Origin of the sequence: Oryzomonas japonica (assembly GCF_008802365.1) — a bacterium.
Taxonomy (GTDB): domain Bacteria; phylum Desulfobacterota; class Desulfuromonadia; order Geobacterales; family Pseudopelobacteraceae; genus Oryzomonas; species Oryzomonas japonica.
This window is the reverse complement of sequence record NZ_VZQZ01000003.1, coordinates 188,450-208,453: the sequence shown is the minus strand read 5'-3', so window position 1 is coordinate 208,453 and position 20,004 is coordinate 188,450. Positions and strand designations below refer to the sequence as shown.

Here is a 20,004-nt window from a genome sequence, read left to right as displayed (position 1 = left end):
GTATAAGAATAGCCGACACATTAAGTATAATTTTAATCGTAATACCATCATGGCAATTAACATTAACAAGTTATCAGCCCACAATCTATATTCTAAGCCATGCATCTGGTATAAGATCATCTGAATTAATTTCAGTGGCGCTATACCATTTTTGAGGTGCAACCACTATTTTTTTAGAGTTTTTATTCAACCATGCCCCCCACCAACTGAACGAACTGTTGGCAATAATATGGTGCTGGCAGGCACTCATTAGTCGGAGGTCATCGTATGCCTTTTCTGCTCCGTTCACATCTATGTATGTTACAGGAAAGTCGATTTTAAAATTGTGCTTTACCCATGTCAGGTCGTCTGAGAATACAAAGAAGCGCGGCGAGGCAACTCGCGCACCAATCGCCTCAATTGCAGCAGCATAGTAATCTAGCGAGAGCACGCCGTGATAAGCTGCGGCATTGGAGTTCGTCACGTAATCTCCCCTGCGGAAATGGAGCGACACGGACTCACACACTTTGATTTCCCGTAGTACGGAGGCATTAGCCCCATCAGGGCTTTCCTTCAATCTGAAGTCATTCCGGATCACATCGGCCGTGTCACGAAAATATTTTTCGCTTTGCCAGTACCCATCGAGATAGATATCACCCTTTAGGCTGAGAATCTCGGGAGCGGAATTAAAATGCTGTTCAGCAACGTAACTAATGGGTGTCGCATAACCGACTGAAGCCAGCAACCGCTTCACAGCCTTCGGCCACCGCCGGGTGTCCACCCCTCTGAGCCGTCGCACTTCCTCTGCGGTGGCGATATCGGCTGTGATGTCGAAGACGCCGAGCTCGTACCGTCGGGGTGTGTCGCCGCGAGCTTCTCTGCCGAACCATTGGGTGTCCAGTTTCAGGCGGTCGCCGTTGATATGGGCCAGTCTCCGGGCAGCGGCATACTGAAACATCTGGTTGCCCAACCCTCCCCAGAGCTTGACAATAATCATGGGTAGTCCCCCTGTTGAAGGTCGCGGTAGCAGCGAAGCGGTTTCGCCAGTTTTTTATGAAACCACTCATCATAATTGTCGAGAAAGGCAATCCGTTCTCCCCGACTTTCTCTGATGCCACGATTGCGGGGAAGAGTTGGCCGCCCTCCACGCATCTCGGCATTCCAGCGAATTCGCGAATCACCAATACCTCGGACAACTTGTTCGCTGTCATCGGTGGAACCATCGTCGCAGACGAGAATTTCCAGCAGGTGGCTTGTCTGGGCCAGTACACTGCAAACAGCTTTTTCCAAGAATTGCGCGTGGTTCCATGTTGGAATTATAATTGTAATTATTTTCACGGCATGGCTTGTATAAATAATCTAATATCGCTAAATTTATCGCTATTTTGTTTTATCCACTCAATATTTTTATCCCACCATTTGATCTTTTTAAGTTCATCAATTTCGAATGTTTGAAAACGAAATTTAATGTGTTTTGCAGGAACACCGCCAACAATCGAATATGGTAAGACATCTTTGGTTACAACAGCATTTGCAGCTATAATTGCCCCATCCCCAATTTTCACTCCATCTGAAATCATAGCACCAGCACCTATCCATACATCGTTACCAATTTCAACAGGTTCAAATTCAATAAATTTTTGATTACTCACAAATGAAGTAAGACATCCACTATTATTAGCGGAAAAAAAAGCAGGATATGTGGATACAAATACACTGGATGGATGTTTCCCCAGACCAATTTTTACGTCTGGACCAATTGAGCAAAAACTGCCTATTTTGCTATTTAATATTATTGATCTATCTGCGAAGTAAGTATATCTACCTATCTCTGAATTTATTATTTTTACATCGGTATGGATAACCGTATTTTCTCCAAATTTGCAGTTATGAGCCTCAGATCTATCATGGAATATAGTGTTTTTATATCTCTCTATAGCTTTCAGTCTTCCATTTTCGTGATTCAGCAGCTTGATTATATTATTTATTAATTTGTAGTATCGTCGAAATTTATTAATTATACTTTCCATGTCTAGTTCTACCTTTCCAAATGTTAATCGTGCCATTCTTTACGGCATTTACGCCAAATTATAACAAAGTATGGAAGTACAAATAGACTTGTTACGGCAAGGTATCCTATTGTAACACCAAGTGATCCAAACCTTTTACCCAAATACCATGTCATAACCGCTTGCAATAAAGAAGTGATAACTGTCACAACCATAAGAGGCTCTTTTTTGTGTGCACGCAAATACGTGGCAATTGATCCATTAAAAATTTGGAAACAAATGGTGCATAAGAGGATTGCTGCTTGCCATGCAGGAATGAATCGTTTTCCAAAAGAAGAATACATTTGTAATACCCAAATTGCCGACATACCTGCAACTGCACCTACTAAAACGAGAATAATCGCTTTTTTTGTTGTCTGAAAAAAAAGATCATCAAGGCCTTTCCAATCATTAACGGCTATACGTTTTCCAAAATCAGGTGTCTTTGCATTGATAATCGTCATGCTTGCAGCAAGAAGAGCATTTGCCGCAGTTAGCGTCATCCCCATCTGCCCGGCGACAACTGCTCCATGGTATTGGAATAATACCGGATTAAAAAGCTGAAAAATAAAATATGCAGCACCAGAAGAGATTGCCATCCGCCACTGCATCGGCCAGATCTCCCCCCACCATGATAATCCGCCAGGCGCTTTCCGAATCGCCCGTTCTTCTCCAAACCACCCGCGCCATGCAAGTTTGAGCAATTCCGGACGTCGAGCCAAAAGATAGCCCCAAGAAATGGCAAGAGCGCCCAAATTGACGGCGAATGCCGCATAAAGGCCGCCATGAAGTCCAATAACCGCCCAACAGAGAACTGAACTGGTTAAGGCCGCAACCAACTCCCGCTTGTTGACGGTAACAACATCACCGCTCCCCATAATAATTGAGAAGAAAGGAGTAACGAAGAGGTTGAGCGAAACGCCCACTACGGCAAGAATCCAGGGAAGTCGCCACTGAAAATCGAGATTACCTTTTTGGCCGAAAAAGAAGAGACCGGCAGGAATCAAGACCACTGCCATGAGAAGCGCAGCAACGCCAAACCACAGCACGGTTTTGCAAAGGAGATCGGTGAAACGACGAAGCGCAAAAGGATCACCCTCCAGTCGCCCATTCCGCCCCCACGAAAGATTCACGAACTCGTGGCTGGCAAACTGTGCAAGCACATACATCAACCCGAGGTCAAAAAAGGTTTGAAGCCCCAAGAGACTGCTGAAAGTAAAGTAGAACCCTTGCTGTGGCGCAGTGAGGCCCGTCGCAATGATCACCATCGTGATCGGGCCGGAGATGAGTCCCCAACTCCGTGCCAGAATCCCGAAGGTTACGGCCCTGTCAAAACCAAGAAAACGAAGAATTTTTTTAATCATACGCTTGATGAACGCTGCTTTCTTGGGACTCCGCTAACCGCGGCCATATTTTCAAACAGATAATAAAAATTTGCGGCAGCTCCCTCATATCGTGGTGCAGGACTTCGTGAGAAGGTCTGCAATCCTCCCCGCCGCGTTCCCATCCCCATACGGATTATGGGCCTGACTCATGGCCCTATATGCCTCCCCGTCCGTAAGCAGGCGGCCAGCTTCAGCCACAATCCTCTCAGGGTCCGTTCCGACCAGCCGCACCGTTCCAGCCTCAAGGGCCTCGGGACGTTCGGTGGCCTCGCGCATGACCAGCACCGGCTTACCCAATGACGGCGCCTCTTCCTGTACGCCGCCGGAATCGGTGATGATCAGGTGGGAGCGGTTCATCAGCCAGACAAAGGGGAGGTAATCCTGCGGTTCGATCAGGTGGATGTTGCCATACTTGCTGCCCAGGAGGCGCCGTACCGGTTCTTGAACGTTGGGGTTCTGGTGGGCGGGGTAGACGATCTCTACGTCAGAATACGTCTCACCTATTTCAGCCAGCGCCCGGCAGATATTTTCGAAGCCTTCGCCGAAATTCTCCCGGCGGTGGCCGGTGACCAGGATCACCCGAGAGGTCCGAGAGGTCACAACGGGTGAATTTTCCGGGAGGCACCGGCGCAGGCGCTCCACGATCCCCGCTTCGTGCTCCGGCTGCCGCACCTTGCCGACGACCGCCAGGAGCGCGTCGATCACCGTGTTGCCGGTGATGTGGATGGTTGCGGGGTCGATCCCCTCGCGCAGCAGGTTGTCCCGCGCCCACGGCGTGGGTGCGAAATGCCGGTCGGCAATCACCCCGGCGACGTGCCGGTTGATCTCCTCCGGGAAGGGGGCGTACTTGTTGTGCGTCCGCAACCCCGCCTCCACGTGCCCCACGGGGATGCGCAGATAGTAGGCGGCCAGCGAGGCGGCCATGGTGGTGGTCGTATCGCCGTGGACCAGGACGATATCGGGCCGTTCCTCTTCCAATACCCCGCGCAGCCCCAGCAGTACGTTGCAGGTGATGTCGAAGAGGTTCTGGCCCGGCTTCATGATGTCCAGGTCGTGATCCGGGACGATGTCGAAGAGGTGCAGCACCTGGTCGAGCATCTGGCGGTGTTGGGCCGTGACGCAGACGCGGCTGACGAAGCGATCGGCATGTTTCTCAAGTTCCTTGACCACCGGGGCCATCTTGATCGCTTCGGGGCGCGTGCCGAATATGGAGAGGACCTTGATCACGCCCGGCCTCCGCCATTTTCCTTGCCCGTATCCGCTCCGGCGGTGAAGATCCGCCCCAAGGCGATCCCCTGCCCCAGGAGCGTCTGCAGCAACTCATTGCGTCGCTTCAGGGAGGAGATCACCAGTGAGGCAGTCAACTGGGGCGCTCCTGCCGCCAGTGCGACGACCGGCACCCCGAAGAAGGTCTCGCCGGCACGTGCGTCGTCCATGACCGCAACCAGCTTGATATCGGTCTCCTGCAACGACAGGTAGGCCACCTCGGCCACCTCGTCCACCCCGCAGAAGGCGACCTCCCGCACGCCGGCGGCCTCCAGGCGGCGGAACAGGTCCAGGTAGTCCTGACGGGCAACGGTGTAGAGGCTGGTGAAGTAACTGAGATGCTGATAGGCCAGGCGGCTCTTCTCGGCCAGCCCTTGGGGGGTGAGGAGATAGGCGTAGCGGTTGCTGGGAAAGTTCTTGACCCGCACGTAGCCTTTGGAAACAAGGTTTTTCAGGTAGGAGTTGACCAGACCGACGGCAATGCCGAGCCGGCGGGAGAGTTCCCGCTGGGACAGGGGTTCTTCGCCGGTTATCTCGGAAAGTAGCAAGAGGGAGCGGTAGGATTCAAGTGATTTTTCACTGTTGTTCATATTCTGAACATTAGCGAAAAACAGGGGAAAATTGCAAGCTAAAACGGTGAAACTGTGAATTGTGAATTGTGAATTGTGAAAACGGTGAAGGGTGAAACTGTGAATCGTGAAGGGACTACTTCGTATTTTCTCGTACTTTGTTGATGAGGCCGGCAAGCTTTGCTGAAATCGAGTCGATCCTGCTATCCATTTCCTTTTTCTGTGGAGATTCAATAAATCCGAGGTTGAAGGCAATTTCCAACTGCGTGTCAAGCTCACTCAAAGAACCACCGGCAATACTGAGAAACTGGGCAAATTCTTTCGTTGAAAACCGTGCGGCCCCTTCGGCGATATTGCTCGGTATTGAGACTACAGCCCGGCGCATTTGAGAGCTCAAGCCATATATCTCAGATTTTGGAAAGGCCTCGGTCAGCTCATAGATGGCGGTGGCAAGGGACACGCCTTCCTGCCAAACTTCCAGCTTTTTATGAGCCCTCTTCACCATTCACCATTCACCATTCACCATTCACCATTCACGGTCCTTAGACCTGCCTTCTTCACGATTCACGATTCACCATTCACGCCTCACGCCCCACCATCTCCCGATACCAGCGATACGTTGCCGCAAGCCCATCCTCCAGGCCGATATGGTGCCGCCAGCCGAGGGCGTGGAGGCGGGACACGTCGCAGAGCTTGCGCGGCGTGCCGTCGGGCTTGCCGGGGTCGAAGGCCAGATCGCCCGCGAATCCGACCACTTTTTTCACCACCAGGGCCAGTTCGCGGATGGTTAGCTCCTCGCCGCTGCCGATATTGATCAGGGCCGGGGCCGCAGGATCATCCAGCAGGCGGCCATACTCCGCCTCCGGCAGGTTGATCAGGTGCAGGCAGCCGTCCGCCAGGTCATCCACATGGAGGAATTCCCGCAGGGGCGTACCGCTGCCCCAGATGGTCACCGTGGCGTCGCCGCGTTCCTTTGCTTCGTGGAATTTGCGGATCATGGCCGGCAGGACGTGGGATGAGACCAGGTCGAAGTTGTCGTTGATCCCGTAGAGGTTGGTGGGCATGGCGGCCAGGTAGCGGGTGCCGTACTGGCGGTTGAAGGAGCGGCACATGGTGATGCCGGCGATCTTGGCCACGGCATAGGCGTCGTTGGTCGGTTCCAGCGGCCCGGTCAGGAGGTATTCCTCCTTCAGAGGTTGGGGCGCCAGCTTGGGATAGATGCAGGTGCTGCCCAGGAACAGCAGGCGCTTGACGCCGGTGTTCCACGAGCCATGCACGATGTTGTTCTGGATCATCAGGTTCTCGTAGATAAACTGGCCCGGCTGGGTGCTGTTGGCTACGATTCCGCCCACCTTCGCGGCGGCCAGGAAGACGTATTCCGGGCGTTCGTCGCGGAAAAAGGCCGCAACCGCAGCCTGGTTGCACAGGTCCAACTCTGCCCGCGAAGGGAGCACCAGGTTGGTGTAGCCCGCCCCCTGGAGTCGGCGCACGATGGCCGATCCGACCATGCCGCGATGGCCGGCCACATATATCTTGTCCTGCGGATTCATCTTGAAACTCCTTAAAGACGTGAATGGTGAAACGTGAATCGTGAAGGGAAAAACGTGAAGGGCTATTATTCACCATTCACATTTTCACTTCAAATACCCGAATTTTTTCATCCGGTAGCGGAAGGCGTCGATCCCCAGGCTGAGCTTCTTGGCGGCCTTGGACTGGTTCCACTCCGTGCTGTCGAGGGCCTGGCGGATCAACTCCTTTTCCACCTCTTCGATATCGATGCCCTCGGCCGGCAGCCGGAAGGTCGCCAGGGGGGGGCCGCTCTGGGGGGTGGTCTTGGCGACGATCTCCAGGGGCAGGTGCTCCAGCATGAGCGTATCCTCGTTACCCAGGATAATGGCCCGTTCGATGACGTTCTTCAGCTCACGCACGTTGCCCGGCCAGCCGTAATCCGCGAGAATCCGTTCGGCCATGCCGGCGATGCCCTGCACCTTTTTGTTGAAGTCCTTGTTGTAGACCCCGATGAAATGGTTGGCCAGGGGGATGATGTCCTCCTTGCGGTCCCGCAGGGGCGACAGGTGGATGGGGATGACCTGTAGGCGGTAATAGAGGTCGTTGCGGAAGGTTTTTTCCTCGATGGACTTCTGCAGGTCCTTGTTGGTGGCGGAGATGATGCGCACATCGACGGTGAAGACCCGGCCGCCACCGATACGGCGGAACGAGCGGTCCTCCAGAAAGCGGAGCAGTTTGGCCTGCATCCCCATCTCCATGTCGCCGATCTCGTCCAGAAACACGGTGCCGCCGTCGGCCAGTTCGAACAACCCTTTCTTGGTGTTCTTGGCGTCGGTGAAGGCCCCCTTTTCATGGCCGAACAGCTCGCTCTCCAAAAGCGTGGCCGGCACCGCCGCGCAGTTGATGGCGATGAACGGCTTGTCCGCACGGTTCGAACTGTAGTGGATCCACTTGGCCACCAGTTCCTTGCCGGTGCCGGATTCCCCCTGCACCAGAACCGTGGAGGCCTCGCTCTTGGCCACCTTGTCCAGCACCTCCATCAACTGCTTTATCTGCCTGCTGTCGCCGATGATATTGGGCGGGAAGGATTTCTTCGTCTCGGAGCGGAGGCGGGCCACTTCGCGCTTGAGGTCCGTGGTCTCCAGCGCCTTTTTGATGATGATGGCCAGTTCGTCCAGGTTGAACGGCTTGCTGATATAGTCGTAGGCCCCCAAGCGCATGGCGTTGACCGCCGTCTCAAGGCCGCCGTGGGCGGTCACCATGATGACCACGATCTCCTCGTCGTACTCCTTGAGCTTTTCCAGCGCCTCGATGCCGTTGATGCCCGGCATCTGGATGTCCAGCAGCACCAGGTCGGGCTGTTCTTCCCGGGCCAGGCGCAAAGCCTCCTCGCCGTCGCCGGCGGTAACGACCTCATAGCCCTGCTTCTTCAGGTTTTGCTCCAACGACCAACGGATCAGGTGTTCGTCGTCAACAACCAGAATTTTGTTACGTTTCATGCGCTCTCCTTACCTACTTCGATGTCATGAACGCTGCAGGCCGGCAGCTCTATGGTGAATATGGTGCCGCGGGGGGTGTTGTTGGCAACGGTGAAAAAACCGTTGTGCAGATTGATCAGCTTGTAGCATATGGGCAGGCCCAGGCCGGTGCCCTGGGCCTTGGTGGTAAAAAACGGCGTAAAGATCTTTTCCTGAATCTGGGGGGGAATGCCTGAGCCGGTATCGGCCACGTCTATCCGCACATGGTCGCGCCCCTGGCGGGTGGACAGGCTGGTGCTGATGGTCAGCGTTCCCCCTTCGTTCATGGCCTGGAAGGCGTTCAGGATGAGGTTGAGAAATACCTGCTGCATCTGCTTGCCGTCGGCATACACCGTGGGGAGGCCGGGGGCGAACTCCAGCTGCCGTTCGATGTGCTTCACCCCCCGGTGCTGGGAAGCGAATTTGAGGGTCTTCTCGATGATATCGCTGATGTCGATGCAGGCAAGTTCAGGGACCGAAGGCTTGCCGAAAAAGAGCAGGTCGTTGACCGTCTTGTCCAGGCGCTGCACCTGTTGCAGCACCTCTTTGAGGATGCCGCTGCGCGGGTCGTCCGGCTCCATGTCGTCCCTGATGATGCTCACCGCGGCGGAGATGCCTGCCAGCGGGTTCTTGATCTCGTGGGCGATGCCGGCGGCCATCTCGCCGATGGCGGCCAGGCGGTCCGCCCGTTCCAACTGTTGGAAATGATACTGCTCCAACTCCTTTTTGGTCACCTCGAGCCGGTCCACCATGGAGTTGAAACTGTTGATCAATTTGCCGATCTCGTCATCCGTGCCCCGGTAGTCGATGCGCACGCTCAGGTCGCCGTTTTCTACCCGCGACATGTTGGCGGTCATGCTGTCCAGGGGCTTTTTGACAAACTTGAAGAGTATGAACGAAATGGTGATGGAGAGAAAAAAGGTGATGGCAACCGACGAGGCGATAAAGATGCGCGAAGCCGTCAGCATCTGCATCTTGGTCCGGTAGAGCGAATAATCCACATTGAGGATGCCGATGACCTTGGCCTTGCTGCCGTGGCAGGTGTGGCACGCCGCTTCGTTGTAAATCGGCTTGACCATGGACAGCACCTCACCGTAGGGGGGGAGGTCGAAGATGCCGTAATGTTTGGGATTGAGGTACAGGCGGTAGTCATCCATGCCGACCACCTTGCCGACCTCGGCCGGGTTGGACGAGCGCAGGATCACCCCATGGGGATGGAAGATGCGCACGCCGACCAACTGATTGTGCTGCCCCATCATGGCCAGGATCGAACTCACATCCTGAACGTTTCCCAGGTGCATGGTGTTGTAGATACTGTTTTCTACGGTATGGAGCAGCAATTCGGTATTTTCGCGGGCCGTATCGATCAGCTGGGACTGCTGCTGCCGGACGTTAAAAAAGGTATAGATGAAGATGCCACCAACAAGCAGGACAATGGTCGTGGCAATAATGCGGGTTGTCAGGCTCTTGAACACTAATGGTATCCCTGTGCGATGTCAGCACGTCGCTGTTGCGGCCGAAGGGCCCTACGTGACCGTCCGTTTGAGGTAAAGCCCCCACGGCCAGGATTATTTGTCATTGGCACCGAAAAACGAAAGGATGGCGTCGTCAAGCTTGACCACCTCTTTCGCGGCTTTGTCGCGGTCGGCCGCTTCCTGCGAGGCGGCGCCGCCCTGTTGCGGCACAGGCGCTGCGAACAGGAGCGAGATATCGGCTTTCGCGGCTGACGGGGATTGAGAGGCGAGCGGCGCAGAAAGGAGCTCGGAATCCGCAGCTGCCGAGGGAACGGGCGACTTGTCGGCGACAGCCCCTGCCCGGGAAGAAGGGGCCTGAAAGGCGCGCTGGTCGAATTCCCCCGATTTGAGGCGCCGCATCATCTCCTTGTGCTGATCCTTCATCAACTCTTCCACCACGGATTCAAGGTTCTCTATCTTCAGGATGTCGGCGTAACTGGTCTTCTTGGAGCAGAGGATGACTCCCCCCCGGTAGAGCAGGGTAATGATGTGGGGAGAGGAGACACCACTGTCCTCGGTTTGGACGTGGAAGACCTCTCCCTTATACATGACGTTGTGATTGAATCCCAGAACCATGAGCAAACCCGTACGCGAAATAACGGAATCAACCTGACGTTACCACAAAAGCCCCAGTAACTGCAACATGTTAAATAGTTGATTCAAAAAGAACTCCCCGCCAAATCACCACAACAAAATCACCCCTCGGCGCCCAGCAACTGCTTGATCCTGGCAACCGCCTCCATGGCGTCGCGGGCATAGAGATCGGCGCCGATTTTGTCGGCGTATTCCTGGGTCACCACCGCCCCACCCACCATGGTAAAGGTCTTTACCCCGGCTGCTTTGAGCCGTTTGATCACATTGTCCATCTCGGACATGGTGGTGGTCATCAGGGCCGAGAGTCCCACCGCGTCGACGGCGTACTCCTTTGCCTTGGCGATGATGGTGGCTGCCGCTACGTTCTTGCCGATATCGAAGACCTCGAAGCCGTGATTTTCCAGCAGGGTACAGACGATGTTCTTGCCGATGTCGTGGATGTCGCCCTCCACGGTGGCCATCAGGATGCGGCCGCGGCTCTCGAACGCCTGCCCCTTCATCTCCTCTTTCAGGCGGACGAAACCGGCCTGCATGGTGTCGGCCGCCTGCATGACCTGGGGCAGGAAGAAGATATTCTTCTCAAAGCGCCGCCCCACCTCCTCAAGACCGGGCAAAAAGCCCTCGCTGCTGACCTGCATCGGGGCCAGCCCTTCCCGCAGAGCCTCCTCCACCAGGGGAACGATGCCGTCCCGGTCGCCGTCGATGACCGCCCGGGAAAGCCGTTCGCGGATGGAAAGCGGGGCGCCGGATGCCGTGGCCGCCTGAACTGTTGCCGCTGCCTGTTCGCCGCGGTAGGCTTCGATATAGACCGCTGCCTGGTGATCGCGGTTCAGGAGGACCATGGCCGAGCGCCAAGCCGCCATCATGGCGCCGTCCTTGGGGTTGATGATGGCGGCATCCAGCCCGGCCTCCATGGCCATGGCGAAGAATGCCGACGAGATCAACGGCCGTTGCGGCAGGCCGAATGAGATGTTGCTGACCCCCAGCACCGTGGCGAGCCCCAGTTTCTGTTTGACCAGCCGGATGGCCCGCAGGGTTTCGGCGGCCCGTTTCTGCTCGGCGCTGACCGTCAGGGTCAGGCAGTCGATGATGATATCGGCGTCCGGGATGCCGTACCGCCGGGCGGCGTTACGGATGCGGCGGGCGATGGCCAGCCGCCCCTCGGCGGTATCGGGGATCCCCTTCTGGTCCAGGGCCAGGCCGATCACGGCGGCCCCGTACTTTTTGGCCAGGGGCAGCACACGGCGCAGGCTCTTGGCCTCCCCGGAAACCGAGTTGATCAGGACCTTGCCGTCGGCCGCCTTGAGCCCCCGCTCCAGGGCAGCCGGGCTGGAGGAATCCAGCACCAGCGGCACACCGGCGGCAGCGGCGGCGCAGAACACGGCACGCTCCATGGCGGCCGGCTCGTCGATGCCCGGCGCCCCGACGTTCACGTCCAGCAGGGTCGCTCCGGCGGCGACCTGTTCCATGGCCTCGCGGCGGATGTAGGCCACCTTGCCGTCCAGGAGTTCCTGGGAGTAGACCTTTTTCCCGGTAGGATTGATGCGCTCACCGATGATGGCGGTCTTGCCGCCGCCCCCCGCCGCCGTCCAGCCGGAACGGCTGGAAAGGAACGTCACGCCGGTCGATTCCGGGCGCGGCTGCCATGGCTGCTGCATCGTGCCGAGCGCCGCTTTCATGACGCGGATATGGGCAGGCGTGGTGCCGCAGCAGCCACCGATCACCCGTACCCCCATCCCGATCATCCGCTCGTGATAGGCGGCCATCTCCTGCGGTGTCCCGGGAAAGACCGTGACGCCGTCGATGAGTCGCGGCAAACCGGCGTTGGCCTGGGAGATCAGCGGCAGATGGGTCACCGTGCGCATCCTGCAGAGGATATCGTAGATGCCCTCCACCCCCAGGCCGCAGTTGGAACCTATGATATCGGCGCCGGCAGCGGTCAGGGTGATGGCGGCGGACTCGGGCGGCGTACCCAGCACCGAGCGGCCGTTGTCGTCGAAGGTCAGCATGGCGATGACCGGAATCGTCCCGGAGACCTCGCGGATGGCGATCAGGGCGGAGCGGCACTCCTTGATGTCCAGAAACGTCTCCAGACTGAGCAGGTCGGCCCCGGCGTCGATCAGCGCCGCCGCCTGTTCGCGAAAGGCGGCCTTCATCTCGTCGAAGGGGACCTCGCCCAAAGGCTCCACGAATTGCCCGGTGGGACCGATGGAACCGCCCACGTACGCCCTGCCGCCCGCTTCCTTGCGGGCGATCTGGACGGCGCGGGCATTGATCTCGGCCAACCGTCCCTCCAGGCCGTAGTGGGCCAGCTTGAAACGGCTGCCGCCGAAGGTATTGGTTATGATGATATCGGCCCCGGCCTCCACATAATCACGGTGCACCGACGCAACAACCTCCGGCATGGTCAGGTTGAGCTCCTCCGGGGACTGCCCCGGCCTCAAACCCCGTTCCTGGAGCATGGTGCCCATGGCCCCGTCGAGAATAAGCACCTTTTCTTGGATGGCTTCGAGGAATGGCTTCATCATTTTCCCTTTTTCGGTGTGGATGGTGCGACGGCCGGGGCCTGTCCGGACGCTTGTTCCAGAGAATAGTCCGGCGCCAGGGGGGCGGACAGATCCAGATGGTTGAGCACTGTCGAGCTATTCCCCTCTACTGTCAGCTTCACCCGACTGATCTGGGGGTAATTGGCACTGACCGTATCGACGATGGAATACACGGCCAACATCTCCGCAGAGCTGCCGGACGGCAGGTCCACGGCAAACTCCCGACTCAGATCGACAACGGCCGTACCACCTTCTATGCGCACACTGTTCAAACTCGTGTTTTCCGGCAGGGCTTCGTCATAGTCCCCCAGGGGACCGCTCAAAAGGGCATCCAGCGTATTTTTGATGCAGGCCCCGGTTTCGTTGCACGACTCCAGCTCCCGGGCCTCGCGCGCCAATCGATTGCCGTCGGCCACAAAGAACAACACCACCGTTCGCGTACCCGAATGTTGCTTGGTTTGCGGGGTCGCAGGAATCTTGTAGCTGGTTTGGTACTTTTGCCAGAGCATCCACCCGAACGCCAGGGCGATCACCAGAAACGGCAGTACCAGGCCAATATTGACACGTTTTCGCCGGACCAATGGCATGGGTCAGCACTCCTCTCCGTCTTTGTCAAGGTCCACCTGATACACATCCCCCAGGCGCCCCCCCAGGAAACGGTTCCCCACCCGGATGAATCCGGCCGGGATATCGCTGACATAGTAGTGATGATTTCCCTCCTCCGCGGCAGGGCGCAGGAGGTGCTTGTCGGCCAGAATGGCGGCCACGGTCCGTGCGGTCTCTTCAGCCGAGTCCACCAGGGTGACGTCCGGCCCCATGATGTCGGCGATGAGCGGTTTGAGCAGCGGGTAGTGGGTGCAGCCCAACACCAGGGTATCGATCCCGGCTTCCTTGAGTTCGCGCAGGTAGCTCTCGGCCGTAAGGCGCGCCACCTGATTGTCGGTCCACCCCTCCTCAGCCAGGGGGACGAACAACGGGCAGGCGCGGGTCAGCACACAGGCGTCGGGCTTGAGGCGCTTGATGGCGCGGGTATAGGCGCTGCTCCGGATGGTCCCGGCAGTGCCGATCACCCCTACCCGACCACTGCGGGTCACTTCGACCGCCCGGCGCGCCCCCGGCTCGATCACCCCCACAACCGGGAGCGAGAACTGTCGTTTAAGCCCGGGAAGCGCTACGGCGGAAACGGTGTTGCAGGCCACGACCAGCAGCTTGATATCCCGCCGGCACAGGAACGACGTGATTTCGTGGGCGTACCGGGTCACCGTTTCGGGTGACTTGGTGCCATAGGGCACCCGGGCAGTGTCGCCAAAGTAGATGGTATCTTCCTGGGGCAGCGTCCGGATGATCTCGCGCAGCACCGTCAGCCCCCCCACCCCTGAATCGAATATGCCGATGGCCTGCCAAGACACGCCTGAACTCCTCCCGAATAGCCCCTAAACGCTGATGAATTTTGAATTATATACTCGTTTCTCTTTCCGAGGCAAGCCATTTGACGGACCGGCGCAATCGCCGGAATACTTCTTATTGTCCTTGACAAATCAGGAACCACTTATTACCTTGAAATCAAGAACTAGCACTCCCTGATGTTGAGTGCTATTTTTTTGAGGTTTGGCCATGGACGTGGAACTGTCAACCAGAAGTAGACAGATACTTGAAGCGATTGTCGAGGATTACATCGCCACCGCCGAACCGGTCGGCAGCGGTTCCGTGGCGCGCAGACACGCCCTGCCCCTCTCGACGGCCACCATCAGAAACGTCATGGCCAACCTCGAAGAGATGGGACTTTTGACCTCGCCCCACACCTCGGCCGGCCGGGTGCCGACCGAAAAAGCCTATCGACTCTACGTGGACTCCCTGGTAGCGCTTCGGCAGGTCAGCCGTGACGAAAAAAAACTGATCATACGCCGCTGTCGCGAAGCCGGGGCCGGGCTTCTGGGGATTCTCAAAGAGACCAGCCGCACCCTGTCGTCACTCTCCAATTATATGGGTATCGTCGTGGCGCCCAGCTTCACTTCAGACGTGTTCCGCCACATCGAATTCATCCGCATCGGGAGCCACAAGGTGCTGGCGATCCTGGTATCCAGCAACGGCACGGTGCAAAACCGCCTGGTGGAAAGCGATACGGAATTTTCCCAGTCCGATCTGATCACCATGGGTAATTACCTGAACGAGTTGATGCAGGGGTTGACCATCTCCCAGGCCCGGAAACGCATTCTGGAAGAGATGCACACCGAGAAGATGCAGTACGACAACCTCATGTTGCTTGCCCTGCGCATGACCGAGCAGGCCGTTTCCGGTGAGGGAGACGAAATATTCGTCGAGGGCCAGGCCCGTATCCTTGACCAGCCGGAATTCAACGATGTCGGTCGCATGAAGGATGTTTTCCGCGCCTTCGAACAGAAGGGACAGTTGCTGAAGCTCCTGGAACGGTGCATGTCCGCCGATGGCGTGCAGATCTATATCGGCTCCGAATCCCCCTTGAGCCAATCGGCCGGCGTCAGCCTGATCACATCCCGTTTTGTCACCAGCAGTAATACCGTCGGGTTGTTGGGGGTGATCGGCCCCACCCGGATGGGCTACTCCAGCGTCATCCCCATTGTCGATTACACCGCTCGCCTGGTAAGCCGGATGCTCGCGGAAACCTGAGCCGAAACGCAGTATATCTTAGAAAAAGGATTATAAGCGACCATGAAAGCGCACGATACCGTAGAACCGAAGAACGCCGAACAAGCCGCCGGCCAGGGTGGCGGCGCCGCAGACCAAACCGCAGCCGGAGCACCGGAGGTCGAGCCCCTGTCCCTCGAGGAGCAGCTCGCCGCCAAGGAAAAGGAAGCGCGGGAGAACTGGGACCGCTTCCTGCGGGAACGGGCCGATCTGGAAAATCTGCGCAAACGCACCAATCGCGAAAAAGAGGAATTGCTCAATTACGGCTACAAGTCGCTGATCGAGGAGATACTGCCGGTACTGGACAACCTGGAACGCGCCCTGGGCCATGCCTCCGAGGACGGGTTGCCCGCCCTGGTGGAGGGGATTCGCATGACCCACACCATGTTGCTGACGTCGCTCCGAAAATTCAACGTGACGCCGGTCGAAGCGGTCGGCGCCCCCTTTGACACGGCCTTCCACCAGGCCATGGCCCAGGTGCCGACCGATGAATTTCCCCCCAATACGGTTGTGGAGGAATACCAGAAAGGCTACCTGCTGAAGGATCGCCTGCTGCGCCCGGCCATGGTGTCCGTCTCGACGGAGATCAAAGGGGAAAATCGTGAATAGTGATGGTGAAAGGTGAATGGTGAATGGAAAAAACGAATGGTTTAAGGGTTTGCACCATTCACGTTTCACAATTCACGTCTCACGCTTCACTTTTTTTTTACCATACCCTTGTTTTTTCCCAAAACGATGACTAGTTTTATTTCTACAGGAAGATATGAAAAGGAGGATTATCCGTCATGAGTAAAGTAATCGGAATCGATCTGGGGACCACCAACTCCTGCGTCGCAATCATGGAGGGTGGCGAACCAGTTGTTATCGCCAATTCCGAGGGGAGCCGCACCACCCCCTCGATGGTGGCTTTTGCCGAGAATGGTGAGCGCCTCGTGGGGCAGCAGGCCAAACGGCAGGCAGTCACCAACCCGGAGAACACCCTGTACTCCATCAAACGTCTGATCGGCCGCAAGTTTGAAACGGATGCGGTCAAAAAAGACATCGCCATTTCACCTTTCAAGATCGTCAAGGCAGATAACGGCGACGCCTGGGTCGATGTACGCGACAAACGCTACTCCCCCCCCGAAATCTCGGCCATCGTGCTGCAAAAGATGAAGAAGACCGCCGAGGACTACCTGGGCGAGGCCGTCACCGATGCCGTCATTACCGTGCCCGCCTACTTCGATGACTCCCAGCGCCAGGCCACCAAGGATGCCGGCAAGATCGCCGGCCTGAACGTCCTGCGCATCATCAACGAGCCGACCGCTGCCGCCCTGGCCTACGGCCTGGACAAGAAAAAAGACGAGAAGATCGCCGTCTTCGACCTGGGCGGCGGTACGTTCGATATTTCGATCCTTGAGCTGGGCGACGGGGTATTCGAGGTCAAGTCCACCAACGGCGACACCTTCCTGGGGGGCGAGGACTTCGACCAACTGGTGATCGACTGGATCGCCGACGAGTTCAAGAAGGACCAGGGCATCGACCTGCGCGGCGACAAGATGGCCCTGCAGCGCCTGAAGGAAGCGGCCGAGAAGGCCAAGTGCGAACTCTCCACCTCCGTGGAGACCGACATCAACCTCCCCTTCATCACCGCCGACGCCTCCGGTCCCAAACACCTGACGCTGAAGCTTTCCCGCGCCAAGCTTGAATCGATCTGCGCCCAGTTGCTGGCCAGGCTGGACGGCCCCTGCCGCACCGCCCTCAAGGATGCCGGTCTCTCCTCCAGCGAGATCGACGAGGTTATCCTCGTGGGCGGCATGACCCGCATGCCGGCCGTACAGAAACGGGTCGAGGAAATCTTCGGCAAGACCCCCAACAAAGGCGTCAACCCGGACGAGGTAGTCGCCATCGGGGCGGGCATCCAGGGCGGCGTGTTGAAGGGTGATGTGAAGGACGTGCTGCTGCTGGACGTTACCCCGCTTTCGCTCGGTATCGAAACCCTGGGCAGCGTCATGACCAAACTGATCGAAAAGAACACCACCATACCGTGCCGTAAAAGCCAGGTGTTCTCCACCGCAGCCGACAATCAGCCGGCCGTCTCCATCCACGTTCTGCAAGGTGAGCGCGAGATGGCGCATGACAACAAGACCCTCGGCAACTTCGAACTGACCGGCCTTCCGCCGGCACCCCGCGGCGTGCCCCAGATCGAGGTCACCTTTGACATCGATGCCAACGGCATCGTCCACGTCTCGGCCAAGGACCTGGGCACCGGCAAGGAGCAATCCATCCGCATCACGGCCTCCTCGGGGCTTTCAAAGGAAGAGATCGACAAGATGGTGCGCGATGCCGAGGCCCACGCGGAAGACGATCGCAAGAAACGCGAAGCCATCGAGGCCCGCAACCAGGCCGACAGTATGGTCTACAGCACCGAAAAATCGCTCAAGGAGTTCGGCGACAAGATCGATGCCGTTGAAAAGGGGAATATCGAGAACAAGATCGCCGAACTGAAGAAGGTCATGGAAGGCGAAGACGCCGAAGCGATCAAAAAGGCCACCGACGAACTGGCCCAATCGGCCCACAAGCTGGCCGAGGCCATGTATGCCAAGACCCAGGAGGCCGGGGCCGAAGGAGAAGGCGCTGCCGGCGCCGAACAGACCGGCGCTTCGAAACACAAGGATGAAAAGGTCGTTGACGCCGATTTCGAAGAGGTCAAAGAAGAGAAGAAGTAAGCCAAAATACTTTTAATATCAGCAGGTAGCACATAATTCACCAAGCACGGGCAGTGCCTCTCCCAAGGGGCGCTGCTCGTTGCATTATCAAGGACACTATTTTGGCAAACGGCGAAAAACGCGATTACTACGAGGTATTGGAGGTCCACCGCAACGCCTCCGAGGCAGAGATCAAGAAGGCCTTCCGCAAGATGGCCATCCAGTATCATCCCGACAAAAACCCGGATGACAAGGCCTCTGAAGAAAAGTTCAAAGAGGTGACCGAGGCCTACGAAGTGCTTTCCGACGCCCAGAAACGCGCCCAGTACGACCAGTTCGGCCATGCCGGCGTCTCCGGGGCGGGCTTCGGCGCTGGCGGGTTCGGCGGCGGATTCGGGGCCGGCACCCCCTTCGGCGACATCTTCAGCGACATCTTCGGCGATATCTTCGGCGGAGGCGGGACCGGACGCGGACGCGCCCAGGGGCGGCGCGGCGACGACCTGCTCTACAACATGGAGATCAGTTTCGAAGAGGCCGCCTTCGGCACCGAGCAGAAAATCGAGGTTCCCTTTGCCAAACGGTGCGGGACCTGCAACGGCTCCGGTTCGAAACCGGGCACCGAGCCAAAGGTTTGCCCTTCCTGCCGCGGAGCGGGCCAGGTCCGGTATCAGCAGGGATTTTTCAGTGTCAGCAAGACCTGCAGCCAGTGCAACGGCGAAGGCAAGGTGGTGGACAACCCCTGCCCGGACTGCCGCGGCAAGGGCAGCGTCAAGGACACCAAGACCCTCTCGGTCAAGGTGCCGGGCGGCGTGGAAACCGGGTCGCGCCTCAAGCTGACCGGCGAGGGGGGCCAGGGCAAAGGCGGCCCCAACGGCGACCTCTACGTGGCCATCAGCGTCAGGGAGCACCCCATCTTTCAGCGTGAAGACAACAATGTCATCTGCGAGATCCCGATCAGCTTTATCCAGGCGTCCCTGGGATGCGAACTGGATGTGCCGACCCTGGACGGCAAGGTAGCCATGAAGATCCCGGACGGCACCCAATCCGGCAAGGTCTATCGCCTGCGGGGCAAGGGCATCCCCTCGCTTCAGGGCTATGGCCGGGGCGACCAGTTGGTGATCATCAGGGTGGAGACCCCCACCAACCTCAACAAAAAGCAAAAGGACCTGCTGGAGGAGTTCGCCAAGATCAGCGGCGAGGATGTCCATCCCTTGAAAAAGGGGTTTCTGGACAAGGTCATGGCTATCCTGAGCTGACGGCGCACTTCGCCATCTGGGGGAGAATACGGGATGCCCGCGTCAAATTGGCTTGCCGGGCATCCCGTTTTGCATTACTATTCCAGGGAATCGAGTCCAAACCTGTCGGAAACGGAGCGCATGCATGGATAACCAGCAGCTGGCGGAAAAGGCGACCGAGGCGCTGCGCCCCTTCGAAACCGCCAACCTGATGAATACGATTCAGCATCTCACCCTGAAGCAGATATTCACCCACCCGGCGTTCTTGGTCGTCGTCACGGCGATCTTTTTCTTCGGCGTCGTCAAACGGTCAAAAACCGTCCTGCTGACGCTGTTCACCCTGATCGCTTTCATCGTCATCGTGCGCTTCTCCATACCGGCACCCGGCGAGGAACTGTCCCTGAAATCCTTGCTGCCGTTCATAAGCGGCGGCTTGGTTATCGGTGGTGTGATCATCTACTTCTCACTCATCAAATCAGACTGAATCCAGG

General features: G+C 57.4%; 19 protein-coding genes. 5 read left to right on the top strand and 14 right to left on the bottom strand.

The genetic code is table 11. The features are described from left to right. Window positions 1-85: 85 nt before the first annotated feature. From F6V25_RS06730 to murI, 14 genes are all read right to left on the bottom strand, one after another. Window positions 86-976 (bottom strand): alpha-1,2-fucosyltransferase, encoded by an 891-nt coding sequence (locus tag F6V25_RS06730; protein WP_151127843.1) that lies wholly within the window; start codon window positions 974-976, stop codon window positions 86-88. Next, on the bottom strand, window positions 973-1,317 hold the full coding sequence (locus F6V25_RS06725; RefSeq protein WP_275095371.1) for a glycosyltransferase family 2 protein: 345 nt from the start codon (window positions 1,315-1,317) through the stop codon (window positions 973-975). Before F6V25_RS06725 ends, F6V25_RS06730 begins: the two co-directional genes overlap by 4 nt. Beyond that, window positions 1,314-2,009, bottom strand: coding sequence for a CatB-related O-acetyltransferase (locus F6V25_RS17390; RefSeq protein WP_151127841.1), 696 nt, complete (start codon window positions 2,007-2,009; stop codon window positions 1,314-1,316). Before F6V25_RS17390 ends, F6V25_RS06725 begins: the two co-directional genes overlap by 4 nt. 23 nt (window positions 2,010-2,032) lie before the next feature. After that, complete coding sequence (locus tag F6V25_RS06715; RefSeq protein ID WP_151127840.1) at window positions 2,033-3,391, bottom strand: lipopolysaccharide biosynthesis protein; 1,359 nt, start codon at window positions 3,389-3,391, stop codon at window positions 2,033-2,035. An 84-nt stretch (window positions 3,392-3,475) separates the two neighbouring features. Continuing rightward, window positions 3,476-4,639, bottom strand: a complete 1,164-nt coding sequence (gene wecB, locus F6V25_RS06710) for a non-hydrolyzing UDP-N-acetylglucosamine 2-epimerase (protein WP_151127839.1) — start codon at window positions 4,637-4,639, stop codon at window positions 3,476-3,478. Continuing rightward, window positions 4,636-5,268, bottom strand: a complete 633-nt coding sequence (locus F6V25_RS06705) for a winged helix-turn-helix transcriptional regulator (protein ID WP_151127838.1) — start codon at window positions 5,266-5,268, stop codon at window positions 4,636-4,638. The genes wecB and F6V25_RS06705 overlap by 4 nt, the downstream gene beginning before the upstream one ends. Window positions 5,269-5,383: 115 nt before the next feature. Next, the gene (locus tag F6V25_RS06700) at window positions 5,384-5,752 is read right to left on the bottom strand and encodes a four helix bundle protein (protein ID WP_151127837.1); all 369 of its coding nucleotides are present in this window, start codon (window positions 5,750-5,752) and stop codon (window positions 5,384-5,386) included. A 73-nt stretch (window positions 5,753-5,825) separates the two neighbouring features. Further along, the gene (locus F6V25_RS06695) at window positions 5,826-6,797 is read right to left on the bottom strand and encodes a GDP-L-fucose synthase family protein (RefSeq protein WP_151127836.1); all 972 of its coding nucleotides are present in this window, start codon (window positions 6,795-6,797) and stop codon (window positions 5,826-5,828) included. Between the two features lie 84 nt (window positions 6,798-6,881). Beyond that, the gene (locus F6V25_RS06690; protein ID WP_149306645.1) at window positions 6,882-8,255 is read right to left on the bottom strand and encodes a sigma-54-dependent transcriptional regulator; all 1,374 of its coding nucleotides are present in this window, start codon (window positions 8,253-8,255) and stop codon (window positions 6,882-6,884) included. Beyond that, entirely contained in the window at window positions 8,252-9,748 is a 1,497-nt protein-coding gene (locus F6V25_RS06685) for an ATP-binding protein (protein WP_246166986.1), read from the bottom strand. Before F6V25_RS06685 ends, F6V25_RS06690 begins: the two co-directional genes overlap by 4 nt. A gap of 93 nt (window positions 9,749-9,841) precedes the next feature. Beyond that, complete coding sequence (locus F6V25_RS06680; RefSeq protein WP_151127834.1) at window positions 9,842-10,363, bottom strand: hypothetical protein; 522 nt, start codon at window positions 10,361-10,363, stop codon at window positions 9,842-9,844. Window positions 10,364-10,482: 119 nt separating this feature from the next. Continuing rightward, entirely contained in the window at window positions 10,483-12,909 is a 2,427-nt protein-coding gene (locus F6V25_RS06675; RefSeq protein WP_151127833.1) for a homocysteine S-methyltransferase family protein, read from the bottom strand. After that, window positions 12,906-13,514: a GerMN domain-containing protein gene (locus tag F6V25_RS06670; RefSeq protein WP_151127832.1), complete on the bottom strand. Its 609-nt coding sequence runs from the start codon at window positions 13,512-13,514 to the stop codon at window positions 12,906-12,908. The genes F6V25_RS06675 and F6V25_RS06670 overlap by 4 nt, the downstream gene beginning before the upstream one ends. Window positions 13,515-13,517: 3 nt before the next feature. Continuing rightward, window positions 13,518-14,336 (bottom strand): glutamate racemase, encoded by an 819-nt coding sequence (gene murI / locus F6V25_RS06665; protein ID WP_149306650.1) that lies wholly within the window; start codon window positions 14,334-14,336, stop codon window positions 13,518-13,520. Between the two features lie 205 nt (window positions 14,337-14,541). On the opposite strand from murI, the gene hrcA reads away from it, so the two are divergent. The 5 genes from hrcA to F6V25_RS06640 all read left to right on the top strand — a co-directional run bounded on the left by hrcA (window position 14,542) and on the right by F6V25_RS06640 (window position 19,997). Then, window positions 14,542-15,573, top strand: a complete 1,032-nt coding sequence (gene hrcA, locus F6V25_RS06660; protein WP_151127831.1) for a heat-inducible transcriptional repressor HrcA — start codon at window positions 14,542-14,544, stop codon at window positions 15,571-15,573. 42 nt (window positions 15,574-15,615) lie between these two features. After that, window positions 15,616-16,200, top strand: coding sequence for a nucleotide exchange factor GrpE (grpE, locus tag F6V25_RS06655; RefSeq protein WP_151127830.1), 585 nt, complete (start codon window positions 15,616-15,618; stop codon window positions 16,198-16,200). A gap of 176 nt (window positions 16,201-16,376) precedes the next feature. Next, on the top strand, window positions 16,377-18,299 hold the full coding sequence (gene dnaK / locus F6V25_RS06650; protein ID WP_151127829.1) for a molecular chaperone DnaK: 1,923 nt from the start codon (window positions 16,377-16,379) through the stop codon (window positions 18,297-18,299). Window positions 18,300-18,400: 101 nt separating this feature from the next. Next, window positions 18,401-19,534, top strand: coding sequence for a molecular chaperone DnaJ (dnaJ, locus tag F6V25_RS06645; RefSeq protein ID WP_151127828.1), 1,134 nt, complete (start codon window positions 18,401-18,403; stop codon window positions 19,532-19,534). 124 nt (window positions 19,535-19,658) lie between these two features. Further along, window positions 19,659-19,997 (top strand): hypothetical protein, encoded by a 339-nt coding sequence (locus F6V25_RS06640; protein ID WP_151127827.1) that lies wholly within the window; start codon window positions 19,659-19,661, stop codon window positions 19,995-19,997. Window positions 19,998-20,004 lie beyond the last annotated feature (7 nt).